The organism is Phormidium sp. FACHB-592, from assembly GCF_014695795.1.
GTDB lineage: Bacteria > Cyanobacteriota > Cyanobacteriia > Leptolyngbyales > Leptolyngbyaceae > Stenomitos.
The window spans coordinates 291,217-304,486 of record NZ_JACJOZ010000103.1 but is presented as its reverse complement, the minus strand read 5'-3'; the positions used below and the strand labels follow the sequence as shown (position 1 = coordinate 304,486).

12 protein-coding genes are annotated in these 13,270 nt (G+C 50.7%); 6 read left to right on the top strand and 6 right to left on the bottom strand.

Annotation, left to right across the window (positions count from 1 at the left end; translation table 11 throughout):
* Nucleotides 1-32 precede the first annotated feature (32 nt).
* The 4 genes from H6F86_RS28105 to H6F86_RS28090 all read right to left on the bottom strand — a co-directional run bounded on the left by H6F86_RS28105 (nt 33) and on the right by H6F86_RS28090 (nt 3,414).
* The gene (locus H6F86_RS28105; protein WP_190453717.1) at nt 33-302 is read right to left on the bottom strand and encodes a GlsB/YeaQ/YmgE family stress response membrane protein; all 270 of its coding nucleotides are present in this window, start codon (nt 300-302) and stop codon (nt 33-35) included.
* Between the two features lie 719 nt (nt 303-1,021).
* A complete protein-coding gene (locus H6F86_RS28100) occupies nt 1,022-2,677 on the bottom strand; it encodes an ABC transporter substrate-binding protein (RefSeq protein ID WP_190453714.1) in 1,656 nt (551 codons plus the stop codon).
* A gap of 14 nt (nt 2,678-2,691) precedes the next feature.
* A complete protein-coding gene (locus H6F86_RS28095) occupies nt 2,692-2,976 on the bottom strand; it encodes a DUF2470 domain-containing protein (protein ID WP_190453711.1) in 285 nt (94 codons plus the stop codon).
* Between the two features lie 12 nt (nt 2,977-2,988).
* Nucleotides 2,989-3,414, bottom strand: coding sequence for a hypothetical protein (locus tag H6F86_RS28090; RefSeq protein WP_190453708.1), 426 nt, complete (start codon nt 3,412-3,414; stop codon nt 2,989-2,991).
* Nucleotides 3,415-3,661: 247 nt separating this feature from the next.
* Between H6F86_RS28090 and H6F86_RS28085 the strand changes: the two genes are divergently transcribed.
* Together H6F86_RS28085 and H6F86_RS28080 are read left to right on the top strand one after the other, a co-directional pair.
* Nucleotides 3,662-4,384, top strand: coding sequence for a DUF4230 domain-containing protein (locus tag H6F86_RS28085; RefSeq protein WP_190454394.1), 723 nt, complete (start codon nt 3,662-3,664; stop codon nt 4,382-4,384).
* Between the two features lie 368 nt (nt 4,385-4,752).
* Nucleotides 4,753-5,322, top strand: coding sequence for a carboxymuconolactone decarboxylase family protein (locus H6F86_RS28080; RefSeq protein ID WP_190453706.1), 570 nt, complete (start codon nt 4,753-4,755; stop codon nt 5,320-5,322).
* A 27-nt stretch (nt 5,323-5,349) separates the two neighbouring features.
* On the opposite strand, the gene aroA is transcribed toward H6F86_RS28080, so the two are convergent.
* Nucleotides 5,350-6,720, bottom strand: coding sequence for a 3-phosphoshikimate 1-carboxyvinyltransferase (aroA, locus tag H6F86_RS28075; RefSeq protein WP_190453702.1), 1,371 nt, complete (start codon nt 6,718-6,720; stop codon nt 5,350-5,352).
* A gap of 64 nt (nt 6,721-6,784) precedes the next feature.
* On the opposite strand from aroA, the gene H6F86_RS28070 reads away from it, so the two are divergent.
* Nucleotides 6,785-7,276, top strand: a complete 492-nt coding sequence (locus tag H6F86_RS28070; RefSeq protein ID WP_190453699.1) for a hypothetical protein — start codon at nt 6,785-6,787, stop codon at nt 7,274-7,276.
* Between the two features lie 100 nt (nt 7,277-7,376).
* On the opposite strand, the gene H6F86_RS28065 is transcribed toward H6F86_RS28070, so the two are convergent.
* On the bottom strand, nt 7,377-9,092 hold the full coding sequence (locus H6F86_RS28065; RefSeq protein ID WP_190453696.1) for an iron uptake porin: 1,716 nt from the start codon (nt 9,090-9,092) through the stop codon (nt 7,377-7,379).
* A gap of 596 nt (nt 9,093-9,688) precedes the next feature.
* On the opposite strand from H6F86_RS28065, the gene H6F86_RS28060 reads away from it, so the two are divergent.
* The 3 genes from H6F86_RS28060 (at nt 9,689) to H6F86_RS28050 (ending at nt 13,247) form a co-directional block, all read left to right on the top strand.
* Entirely contained in the window at nt 9,689-10,729 is a 1,041-nt protein-coding gene (locus tag H6F86_RS28060; protein WP_190453694.1) for a multicopper oxidase domain-containing protein, read from the top strand.
* A 325-nt stretch (nt 10,730-11,054) separates the two neighbouring features.
* The gene (locus tag H6F86_RS28055) at nt 11,055-12,071 is read left to right on the top strand and encodes a helix-hairpin-helix domain-containing protein (RefSeq protein ID WP_190453691.1); all 1,017 of its coding nucleotides are present in this window, start codon (nt 11,055-11,057) and stop codon (nt 12,069-12,071) included.
* A 222-nt stretch (nt 12,072-12,293) separates the two neighbouring features.
* Nucleotides 12,294-13,247, top strand: coding sequence for an FTR1 family protein (locus H6F86_RS28050; RefSeq protein WP_190453688.1), 954 nt, complete (start codon nt 12,294-12,296; stop codon nt 13,245-13,247).
* Nucleotides 13,248-13,270 lie beyond the last annotated feature (23 nt).

The window sequence follows — 13,270 nt, the reverse complement described above, 5'->3', positions numbered from 1 at the left end:
GGACTGTCCTAAAGCTAGCTAGAGCCAACCTTTTAGTAAGCGCGTCTAGAAAGCTGGTAGTACAGGAAGATAGCAATAATAGAACCCAGCACTGCAACCACAATACCAGGAATACCCAGACTCGCACCTGCAAGAGATAGTGTTCCAGTTGTTAACAGGCTGACAACTGCACCGCCTATAAAGGCACCAATAATACCTAGAACCATTGTCGATAAGATGCCACCACCCTGAGCACCAGGATAAATAGCTTTAGCAATGGCACCAGCAATTAAACCCAAGACGATCCAAGCAATAATGTTCATCTTTTAACTCCAGTATTTCAAAGTAAGTTTGCACGTAACCGAACCAAGCAAACCTTTTTACTGAGCCATCCCATTACAATGTCAATTTTTTCTCAAGTTGTCGGCAGAACAGGCATTTTACTCAACGCATTGCATAGGGATGATTAGATTGAGAGATAGCTTGATGCCCTGTTCTTGTCGCCTTTTGTTATGTGAATAAGATACTCAAAGTAATCCTTTGAACCTGACTATCGCGAGTAGGAGGTTGTTGTCTGGCAAAAGGAAGAGTCTTTTACCCGCTCCACATGTGCTTCTTACAGAGAAATAAGGGTTCCCGGTCAGCGGAAGTCAATAAATCTAGCCTTAAAGGTTGATTGAAAAGGGTCTGGCGGTTAAAACTGCGACTACATCAACAAAGTCTGCCAACGTGGACTATCGAAAGTCAAGGGTTTTACAACCTGCGGCGGCAGTCTATAACCCGTTGGGTACAGCTGCACTAATGTCTCTGTAGCTGCGACTTAAGTTGCCAAGGCTACAAGAATTTAGACTCTTAAAACATCCTCTTAGCAACCCTTAGCCCTTACCCTTCTTGCCATACATAGGCTCGAAGTCCTGCTATCAGAGCGATAGCAGGACTTCGAGCTAAATTTACTTCTCCTCAGGATGCAAGAAGGTTCAGAGGATAAGGGCAAGTTGCAAAACTGAGACTCACCTGTCATGGCTGGAGTGCTGCCTCATGCCTACTGATTCTTGGTAACAGTGTCAAATGTCTCTGAGCCAAGGGGGCTGGGTACCCACCCGTCGATCGCTTTCCGTTTTGCTAACAAGGGCTGGGAGTGAACGATCGGCAGGCGTAAAATTTCGCGATGGAGTATGGCATCGACCTGGCTGTACAGTTTTGCTCTAGTCGCTTTGTCGCTTGCTTCTCGTGCTTGATTGAGCAGTTGGAAGAGGCGATCGTCTTTCCAATTACCTAAATCTGCCGTGCCGCCTGGACCAAAGTGATAGTAGAGAAAGTTGTCGGGATCACCATAGTCTCCTGTCCAGCCCATCATAAACGACTGGTAGCCAGGTGGCTTCAGACGATCTGCCTGGTAAGCTGCCCAATCTTTGGTTTGTAAGGAAACCCGAATACCCACAGCGCTAAGGTCGGCGGCAAATGCTTCTGCGATCGGTTTTGGTGTTGGGTAGTATGGGCGCGAAACAGGCATATACCACAGATCCAGGTTGAAGCCGTTAGGGTAGCCAGCGGCAGTAAGTAACTGCTTGGCTTGCTGTGGATCAAAGGGATAAGCAGCCAGCGTTGCGTCTTGTGACCAGCTAAGTGTTGGCGGCGTAAAGTGGGCATCATGTACACCCAGATCGCCCCAAAAGGCTTTGACGATCGCGGGACGGTTGATGGCAAGGGCGATTGCTCGGCGCACGCGCACATCTGCCAACGGTTTGTAGCTAGGGTTCAACGCTAGAAAGCCAACATTGAAAGAGGGGCGCATCACCGCATCCAGATTAGGATCGCTGGTCACCTCTTTTTTCTGGTCAGGGGCAAGGTCTACTGTGAAGTCGCTTTGTCCAGCCCGGAGTTGTGCTAAACGAGCCGCAGGGTCAGTCACAAAACGCACGACTAGCTGATTGGCTTTCGGTAAGCCCGTTTGCCAGTAGTTTGGATTCTTCTCCAGCACGATACGATCGCCCGTGCGCCATTCTTTAAACACAAAGGGTCCAGTGCCGATCGCCAGCGAACCCGGCGTACCGTAGCTGGCACCTGCTTTTTTAATCGCCGCCGGACTAGCAATGCCAAAATAACCAGAGGCAAGTGCATTGGGGAACCCTGCAAACGGCTGTTTTAGCTTGAACTGGACGGTTGCTGGATCAAGCACAGTGACATTCTGCAACAGTGAATCAGGGCTACCCTTAAACCCGCCAAATAAGCCTGCCCAGATCTCGTAGCGTTTGCCAGCATTCCGGTAGCCATTAGGATGTTGCGGATCCCACCAGCGCTCCACGTTGAATTTCACAGCGTCTGCATCAAAGGCAGTGCCGTCATGGAAGGTTACGCCTTGCCGCAGTTTGAACGTCCAGGTTGTTGGATCAGTTGTGCGCCATTCGGTCACTAGAGACGGTTTCAGGTCAGTAGTACCAGGTTTGAACGTAATGAGGCGATCGTAAATTTGATCCTGCACAATGATGGAGTTGCCATCAGTAATGTTGCCTGGCTCCAAATTGATCGGTTGCCCTTCAGAGCCATAGATCAGTGCGTTGCCTGGAGCACCCGTTGAGCCAGTTGGCGTTACTGCTTTCTGCTGGTTGCTACTGGTGCAATTGGTCAAAGCGATCGCACAAACAAACGCCACGGCTAGCCAGAGCGATCGCCACCGATAAAATGCCGCTTGTCGCATGAGTGCCGTTCCTCTTATTTGCCTGTCTGCCTTGCTTGCTTCACCAGATCAATTAGGGTGTGATGTGCATCCTCTGCATCTTGCAGGGTGTGATCAAACAAAATTCGGGTCGGTGTGGCTGTGCCATCCACTTGCGCCAGCAAATCCATGCCATGCGCGTCGATCGCGACCATCTCGGCAGCGGTTGCAGTAGTCGTCTTGCCAAACACTTTGGCGTACATCAGCACAGCCTCAGCATGGTCTTCGTTCATGTGGCGACAGATGCGATCGCTAATTTGCGGTGAAAATGATTCAGACATAGTGAAGGGTTCTCAGCTTTTCGTGCGGATGAAGTATTCAGACGTGTTCTGAGTGGGCGTGCGGTAGAGGAAGAGTTCATTCCCATCTGGCAGGCTATAAATACGATAAACCGCTTCTATTGTAGTCAACTGACGATCGCGTGGAATGCCACGATTTTCAGGGAAATAACCGCCCCGGTTAACAACGGTATAGTCATCAAGAATCGTCGCTGCATCGTTAACGATGGTTTGGAACGAACTGCTTGCGAAGTTAGGGTCTGTTTGCAAATTTGCTAATGTGCCGCCCGAAAGCGTCGTCGACCGTGTGGCTAGTTCTCTGACCTGGTTTAGCAAAAGCACCCCACCACGAATTCTAGTCTGAGCGGTGGCAGGTTGATTGAGGCTGGCAGCAAGTGTCGCTGCGATCGCAAAACTGACAAGCCAACGAAAGCGCATCATTGTTCAGTCCTCTGTCTTAGTAAGTGCTTGCGTCGATACTCTGGTTTGCTGGTTACTCAGTAATAACACTAGGGTAGCGAAGCTCTTTTTAGTCAGTTTCTCCTGTCACTGGCGCGATCGACAAGACTTGCAGCATAATTTGGCTAAGACCCTAGCTAATGGAAAGCCAGGAAAACTGCCCGAACTGGCAGCGAGGTTTGTGAAAAGTAGTACAATTGAACCAAAATGGCGTTTGCCTGGGAGCCTTATGAGCTACGACGATCGCAACGAGCGCTATAGGGGTGGCTCTTTACTCCAGAGCGTTGGCTGGATGCTAGCAGGGGGAATTGCAGTGACAGCGTTGAGTGTTGGGCTTGGGGGATGGCAACTTGGCGATCGACTCCTGGCAAGCGTGCAAAATCTTTTTAACCCAGCCCAGCCTGCACCCAAAGTAGACGTTCAATCCGTTGTGATTCAGCAGATGAAGGGTGTGAGTGAACTCACTACTGCCGTCTTCACGATGCAGGCAGTGGTGCCGGCTAGCCAGGATGCAACCCTTAACGGCTTTGTACTCGGCACAACGAAACTTCTTTACATTGCCTACGGCGAGGTGAAAGCGGGCGTTGATCTGCAACGTTTGACGGCTGCCAATGTGCAGGTGACAGAAAACGGTCTGCAAATTCAGTTGCCCCCGCCGCAACTGCTCGATCGCAAAATTGATGTGAATCGTTCTAGCGTCTACGATTACAACCGTGGCACGTTCGGGTTAGGACCTGATGCCGCACCCACGCTACAGGTACTGGCACAACAGGAAGCGCTACAAAAAATTGTTGAAACCGCTTGCGCTGATGGTGTGCTAGAAAAAGCTAACGATCGCGCCAAGCTAGTCGTAACGCAACTGCTGACCACCACTGGCTACAAAAACGTCGTTGTGACGACACAGCCACCTGCATCGGGTAGTTGCTCTATCGCAGCACCCGTAGGCAAGTAATGGTCGCACTAAAAACTGTGTGAGATGTGAAACGTTGTGCAAGCAATTTTTATTTCTTAATACGAAAACTTAAAAAAACTAAGTCCTGAGGAATTAAGCCGTTTGTAGCTATTTAGTGCGATCGTTTTGGGCACCTTAGATGGATATTTAAGGCTGTAGCTGCGTGATTGCTTTATTGCTGAGGCATTGCACCGCTGCTACGTGCTGATGTTCCCAGAAGCAGTTGCCCCATTCCACCTGCCACTCAAATTTTTGAAGCTACACAGTTAAGCCCCCTACTGCACTAGCTGCTTCCTTCGAGAGGAAGTGAATTGACAAGCAATTGGTTACTTTGCTTGCCAGCACCTCACAACGACAGGAGCTAACTCATGCAACTTCGGGTAAAGTCTTCCTTAAGCGCTGCTTCGTCCTGCCAAACGTTTAAGCAAATTGAGCAGACGTTCGGTACTGGTAAAGTGCCACAAGTTTTTAGACTGCTGAAATCACAGCCAGTTCTACTGGCGCACCTTTGGGGGCAGTTTCATGCCCTTGTGCTTCATGGTGATTTGCCAAGAGTGTTGAAAGAACTGGTGGGGCTAGTCGTAGCGGCTGCAACTCACTGTGATCACGTCCGTGTGTTTTTACTGCACCATCTGTCGCAGCAATCTGCCGAGCCAGAGATTTTAGCGGCGATCGTGCAGGGCAACTATGACGTGACGGGGCTCAGCCATGCGACACGCGCTGTCCTCCAGTATGCTGCAATCGCGATCGCCAACCGTATTGCCTGTGGGAACGTAGCGAAGCAACAATGGCAAACATTACATCACCAAACCATGCAAGCGCTTGAGGACACTGGTTTGGAAGAAAGTGAGCGGTTAGAACTTATTGCAACGATCGCGCTCTTTGAACAACTCTGTACGGTTGCCAATCTGCTACACCTTGGCTCAGAGTCGCTGTAAGAGCAGCCAAGAGCATGACAGCAGGCTTTAAGTCAAACAAATTTGCTCTAGCGTTGTGACAAAATCTGGATACGAGACTGCGACTGCTTCAGCACGATGAATGGTGGTGGTGCCAGCAGCGGCAAGGGCAGCGATCGCCAGGCTCATGGCAATCCGATGATCAGTATAGCTATCGACGGTGGCTCCAGTTAAAGGTGTGCCGCCTACAATTTCCATGCCGTCGGGCTGTTCTGTAATGCGTGCGCCCATCTGGTTAAGCTGGTTAGCCATGACCGTAATGCGATCGCTTTCTTTAACGCGCAGTTCGGCAGCATCTTGAATCACTGTTGTCCCCTCAGCAAATGTAGCCGCAACTGCTAACACTGGAATTTCGTCAATTAAGCGGGGGATGATGTCTCCAGCAAGCGTACAGGCGCGGAGCGGGGGACGATCGCCAGTGCCTGCATAGCGCACCCGCAAATCGGCAACGGGTTCGCCAGCGACTAGACGTTGCTTTTCCTGAGTAATGTCTGCGCCCATGAGCGCCAGAGCTTCCAGCACACCAGTCCGGGTCGGGTTAACGCCGACATTCTCGATCGTTAGATCGGCACCAGGCACGATCGCCCCAGCCACTAGCCAGAAGGCGGCAGAGCTGATATCCCCTGGTACAACTACAGCCTGACCGTTGAGTTTGGTCGGTCCGGTGACGGTAACGCTATGGGTGTCGGGATCGACCGTCAGATTGGCTCCGAAGGCTTTGAGCATTCGTTCGCTGTGATCGCGTGAAAGAGCAGGCTCGGTAATAGTGGTTTCGCCTTCAGTCATGAGTCCGGCTAGCAGCAAGCAAGATTTGACCTGGGCAGAGGCGATCGGCGAATGGTAATGGAGCGGTCGCAGGGTTGTTCCCTGAACGGCTAACGGCGCAAAAGCGGCATCTTTTCTTCCCCAAAGCTCGGCTCCCATTTGCCGTAAGGGTTGCACGACGCGAGACATGGGGCGCGATCGTAGTGAACTGTCGCCTGTCACGGTGAAAAAGCATGCAGGCTGCGATGCCAAAACGCCCAGCATCAACCGAAGTGTTGTGCCAGAGTTGCCTGCGTTGAGTACGTCCTCTGGTTCTAGCAAACGCCCTAAGCCGATGCCTTGCACCGTTACGTGTTCTGTGTTGAGCGCTGAGATCTTGGCTCCCATGGCGCGAAAGCAGGCGGCAGTACTGTGCGGATCTTCTCCCAACAGTAGTCCGGCGATCGTTGTTTCCCCTTCTGCCAGCGCGCCCAGCATGAGCGCCCGATGCGAAATGGACTTATCCCCTGGTACTCGAATCCGTCCGTTAAGCGCCAGTCCAGTTGGTGGTGGTGCAATTGTAAGTGCGTGGTGAGGCTCAGAAGCATTAAGGGAAATCACGTTCGGCAGTGGCATGGGGATCAGATAAACTGTAACGGCATTGCGTAGCGATCGTACCCTCTTTCACGCCGACTTATTCATGCAGACTCATCATCAAAAACCTGTCTGCCTGCTGTTTACCTCAACTGATCTGCCCGTTTGGTCGGGGCTAGAAACAGTTGGCACGCTCTACCAAAAAGATCAGGAGCAGTTTCATCTGTTGATGACTGAGCCAGCCGTGAGCGATCGCGACGTTTGTGTGGGCAATCAAGATGTGACAACGCTGCCAGCCGTAACGACACCCCGCCTATTATGGCTGGAGTTTTCGCCGTATCAGGTTACGTTGACCATGCAAGGGCAGGGGCAGTTTAGCTATCGCCATCTTTGGCGGCAGGGTATCTATGGCTCAAGCCGTTACTGGTTGCATGATGCAGCCGATCAGCGCATGGGGCAATTCCAGCTGCGAAATTTCACCCGTAGCTTGACGCTAGAAGGTAGCCCTCTGCCCACGTTTTTGCGCGTTGAGTATGAGCTGTGGGCAGCAAAAATGCAGCTTGGACACTACGTACTCAACCTTGAAATTCGTCACTAACTGCTAGCGATCGCCCTAAATCCCCGATTCCTAACACCAGGTTTAGCCTTATCAGGATGGTATGAAGAAGTCGAGGATCTAGGCTCTCTAGCTAAACCCGTTAAAAGACAAAGGTGGTGCGAATGACACCGATGACAATATCGCTGTTAGCGCTGTTATGGTCAGGTGCCGTTAGCCAGATGATGCCGGGCGTAATGGCAATATTATCAGTGAGTTGAAACTGATAAAAACCCTCAACGTGCAACGACGTATCCCTGTCTTCTAAAAAGTTGAGTTGGGTGCTGGCTCGCGTCACTTTTGGCTCCATCCCGACAATGATGCCTGCCACGCTACCTTTGCGGAAGAGATCTGGGAAGGCAAGACCGACTGCCCAATTCCAAATATCGACGCTGCCTCTGGTGCCGCTCAAGACGTTGGCGCTTGTGTAGCCGACGGAGCCGTTAATCACAATTTTGGGGCTGAGTTGGAACGATGCTTCTAGCCCAAAGGAATCGCTATTGAAGGCAGAGTCTACAAAGTTTGCGTTGAGGAAATTGGCATTATTGCTGCCACCACTGCCATTTGCTTGAAAGTTGTTGTTGTAAGCACGGATGTAGGTCAGACCGATCGCCAGCGGCTCAAAAGGTGTGAATGTGAGTTGAGCGATCGCGCCAAAGGGACCATTAAACAGACCGCTACCAGGTGTCGGTATTTCCGGCTCGTTTGCTAGATAGCCTAGGCTCAACTCAAGGTTGTCACTGAACTTATGTGTAATGCCAATACCCGCACCATTGACCAGATAGTAAATTGGGTTACGGGTGCCAAACTGAGAGAGCGCACCGCTGCCGCCATCACCATCCAAAAAAGGGTTAACGGTATTGGTAAAGTCGTCGATCGCGCCAGCATTCGCTTCAAGCACTATGGTCGTTCTTTCGCCTACCTTAAATTGATACAGCAGGGCATCAATCTCAACGCTGTTGCCAGAATCGGCTGCAAGGCGCAAATCGCCTTCGGGCGTGAACGTTGCATTAGAGGAAAAGGACGCTACGTTACCTGCCTGTAACCGGACGCGCAGCAGGTCTTCGCCGTTAAAGCTCGTGTCCAAATCCAACCGGATGCGATCACCCAGAATCGTATTCTTTTGAACGTCATTGCCGTTAACTATATTGCCTGCTGCCACACCTGCCAGGGCAAAAACTATCTCGCCGCCCAACTTTGTCGTAGGGGAAAACTGCTGCTTTTCTAAGGTGGCAGTGCGAGCCTCTAAGCCATCTATGCGACCACGTAAGGTCACTAATTCGGGTGCAAAATATTCCTGCAACTTCTGCAAGATTGCCAGGTCTTCTTTTTTCACCAGATCAGCCGTACCCGCTGCGATGAGTTCATTTACGCGATCGAGGCACGCATTCAAACCAGCCGCAAATTCGTAGCGAGTCAGTGCCCGATTGCCTCGATAAGTTCTGTCGGGATAGCCCACAATACAGCCGTACCGTTCAACCAGTGATTGCAATGCTTGGAAAGACCAGTCTGTTGGCTTTACATCCGTTAGCTGAGAAACAGATGTTACTTGATCAAGCTCGTCGACACCGTTGGTCGTACCATCTGCCAGTTCATTTGCCAGGTCACTGGACTGAAGACGATCGTCCCCGTCTGGTTGTGCTGCAAGTGGTTGATCGATCCTGGCAACCGTGAGATCTGCGATCGTGGACGCAACCGTTGCAGACTCTGGTTGAGGGACGTTGAGCGTTGCCTGGGGCGCTTGCGCTGAAGCAGCCAAGACCGCCGTACTCAAAAGGGCAGGACTCAGCAGCAACGAATGAACAAACCGTTTGAACATGAATACACTTCCTCACACAATTGAAAGACATAACCCCTACTCCCAGGTAAGCCACGGCACACAAGACGATCGCCATTAGCTGGGACTCTACTGTCTCGTCAATTATTGCACTAAAATAGGAATGATAATCATTCTTATTCGTTTGCAGCCGCTCAAAGAATAGACTAGAGCGTCTGTCCTCCGCTTACTATCCCCCCCTCCCCCTTGGTGGAAGAAGCAGGCAGAGGGATCTAGTCCTTCTTGAGCAGGCATGGTGCTGCCTTTAAAATTAGAACGTAGGATGCAGCGTACACTTCTGCTGAGTAAGAACCGCGTCGCTAGCGGTTGTAACTGCCTTTCCCTCATGTTCGGTGAACACAATCTGGTTAGTCCTTATAGCAGCAGCTTTGCACAATCACCTATTGCCAAGTAGGGATTGTAAGCGCCTTTCACTATTACGAAGAGGCTCCAGGATGAGGAGACTTGTGTGATCTAAATGACAATAATTGACAGTAAGCTTTTTTAGCCTCTATACTCTGTGTTTGTCGGAACCTTTTTGAAATTTATTTTCAAGAAGCTGTTATTTCAACTACACGTCAGGAACGGCTGGTTTCGTTATGCCCGATCGCTATGCTCTTGATCTCGAACGTTGGAGTCGGCGTAGCGTGTTGAAGGTCGGGTTGGCGGGATCTGGGTTGGTGGGGGGCGCGATCGCGCTGCGAACGCTCTGGCAACCACGATCGCAGCCGGTTCATGTACCAATGTCCGATCGGGTGATCGCTGAGCCAAAAGGGTTTACTCCGCTTACTACACTGCGGCAGTTTGACTACGGTAGTGTAACAACGGAAAACGGGCGCACCGTGCGCGAGTTTCGCGTGGAAGCACAGACTTCGACTGTACAGCTGAACAGTGCGACCTCCTTTATCACCTGGAACCTGAACGGGCGGGTGCCCGGACCTACATTTCGCGCGACTGAGGGCGATCGCATTCGCGTCATCTTCTACAATCGCGCTGGGCACTCCCATTCACTGCACTTTCACGGTGTACATAAGTCAGAAATGGATGGGATCAAACCTGTCCGCAACGGTGGTGTGTTCATCTACGAATTTGATGCCGAGCCGTTTGGTGTGCATCTCTATCACTGTCATATTGCTCCTGTAACGCGGCACATCGGCAAAGGCTTATACGGAATGTTTATTATTGATCCGCCGACCCCTCGTCCCCCAGCCGATGAAATGGTGCTGATCATGGCTGGGTATGACGTAAATGACGATCAGAAAAACGAGCTTTATGCATTTAATGGGATGCCGCACTACTATATGAACCATCCCATTCGCATTCAGAAAGACCAACTTATTCGGCTGTATGTGCTGAATATGATTGAGTTTGCCCCGGTTGCCACGTTCCATCTACATGCCAACTTGTTTCAGGTGTATCGCACGGGACGGCATTTGCAACCCGATGACGAAACGGATGTCATCACGATGGGGACGGCAGAGCGGCACATTTTGGAGTTTGCCTACCGCTATCCTGGCAAATTTATGTTTCACCCACACCAGGACGACATTGCTGAAGCAGGCTGTATGGGTCTGTTTGAAGTGGTCGATCGCACTGCGTCTAACCCTTCGTCTAACACGACTGAAGCCCATGCTATGTAACCAGTTCAAGCACGTCCTCTAAAGTTACTCTTAAGAATAATTCTCAGAAATTTAGGGAATTTTGTTGACAAGCATTACAGCAAGCCATCAAAATATAGCTCACAAAGATTACTGGTAATTAGTTGCAATAAGAACAATGTCAGACTGCTGCTTATCTCCCAGAATGAGTGAGCTTCAAGCTTGGAACTTCAGCGCTGATTCGCTGCAGCCCAGATAAAGCAGTGCTTTTGCATCATTTACTGCCGCTTTACCCTCCTGATTCTGAACCAGCTTCGGAACATTTTTTGCCGTCTTCTTGCCAATCTTAAGTAAAAAGTGAAAACGTATGTCCTTTTTCAAGTTCTTTGCTTTGCTGTTTGCCTCAATGAGTTTGACGGTGCTGATTTCGTGCAGTACGCCACCATCCGATACGGCTTCTGCACCCGCTAGCCCGTCCCCTGCCCAGAGCAGCATGGCGATGGATGGCATGGCTCATGGTGGCAAACCCAAGATCAATATCAATACTGCCATTCTGTCTGAGCTCGATAAATTTGAAGCGCAGCTTGGTGTGCCAGCATTGTCCAACAAAATTCAGGCAAGCCGCCCCTATGGTAAGCCCGAAGAGTTGGTGTCAAAGAATGTCATCACTCAAGCACAGTTTGACCAGATTAAAGACATGGTGACGATCGAAGACATCGTGCTGACTGGAGAAGCGAAAGATGTCGATTACATGACCAAGCTGGGTTTGATGAAAGGACACTTACTGGTTGCTAAAGAACTACTGGATCTGCAAAAGCCCGACCAGGCAGAACCGCACATTGGGCATCCTGTAGAAGAAATTTACGCCGATGTTGAAGATCAGCTTACAGAACGCAACGTGAAGGAATTTAAAACAACGTTGATTACGTTTCAAGATTTGGTGAGAGCTGGTGCGAAGGATACCGCCAAAATCAACAGTGAGTTCAAGACCTCAATGCAGGCTGTAGATGACGCGATCGCCACCTTACCTGCCACGCAGCGTCAGTCACCAGCGTTTGTAATGCAAGTGATTAATGGGTTGTTGGATACTGCCAATGCTGAGTATGGTGCCGCGATCGCGAACGGCAAAATTACCCAAGCGATCGAATACCAGGATTCACGCGGGTTTGTGGCATATGCCAATGAGCTCTACAAGGGCATTGCTACTCAAGTTGAGAAACAAAGCCCTGACATGCATAAGGCAATTCAGGAAACCATGGCTGAACTGACAACCGTTTGGCCTGCACCCATTCCACCTGCGGCTGCGGTCAAAACACCAACTCAAGTGTCGCAATTAATCAAAACCGTTGAGACAGACACTCGCAAAGTAGCCAAAGCCTCTTAGGTCATTGCGACCAGAGACTGATTTGGTAGTGGGCAGATCTGGCAGTGGACAAGTCTGGGTAGGGGCGAACAGCCGTTCGCCCCCACTGCATGGAGATTTTTTTGTAAAAACCGCTTTAAGCTGGTAAGGGTCTATCGTTTCTTTTCATGAAGCACAGGGGTTAGGACGAGTGAAACCCACCAGCCCCTTGCTGCCCACCGTCATCCCCTCAAGTGCTGCCCTATGGACTTTACCTCTGCCTTCCCGTCTTTTATCATTACCCTGCGCGAAGGTGTAGAAGCTGCTCTCGTCGTCGGCATTGTGCTTGCCTACCTCAAAAAAGCAAAGCAGTCGCACCTCAATTCCTGGGTCTATGGTGGCATTGCGGGTGGGCTGGTAGTCAGTGCGCTCGTCGGTGTTCTTTTTGGCTGGGTAATCCAGTCACTGGGGTCGTCGAACCAGAAGTATGCACCCGTCTTTGAGCCTTTGCTGGAAGGGGTGTTTAGCGTGGCAGCGATCGTCATGTTGAGCTGGATGCTGGTTTGGATGACGCAGCAGGCTCGTTTGCTTAAATGTCAGGTTGAAGGCGCGATCAATGCGACTCTAACAGGTGGCACAGCAGCCGGATGGGGCATTTTTGGGCTGATCTTTTTCGCTGTTTTACGGGAAGGTTTTGAAACCGTTCTGTTTGTTGCCGCCAACTTTCAGCAGGGGCTAGCCCCCGCACTAGGGGCACTGGCTGGGCTTATGTGTGCAGTTGCGATCGGTGTACTCCTGTTCCGGTTAGGCGTGAAGATTAATCTCCGTGCGTTTTTCCTGGTTATGGGCGTTTTTCTGCTGCTGATTGTGGCAGGGTTGGTTGTCTCTGCTTTAGGGCATTTAGATACGGCTGTCAGTACGCTTGCCCAACTCGATCGCCAGTCTGAACGATTTTGCTTTTACTACGAACGCTTTGCCAAGTTTCCCTCTTGCATTCTGGGTCCAATGGTATGGAACACCAGTAAAGTACTGCCTGAGAGGCAGTTTCCAGGCATAGTTCTGCATACGCTGTTTGGCTATGAAGATAAGCTCTACGTTGTGCAGGCTGTTGGCTATATTCTCTTCCTTCTCACCATCGGCAGCATCTACCTCAAAAGCGTGACGGGATGGATGCCGTTTGCGAAACGTACTTCAGTGGAATCGACGGCTAACAAATGATCGGCTAACAAATGATTGTCCCG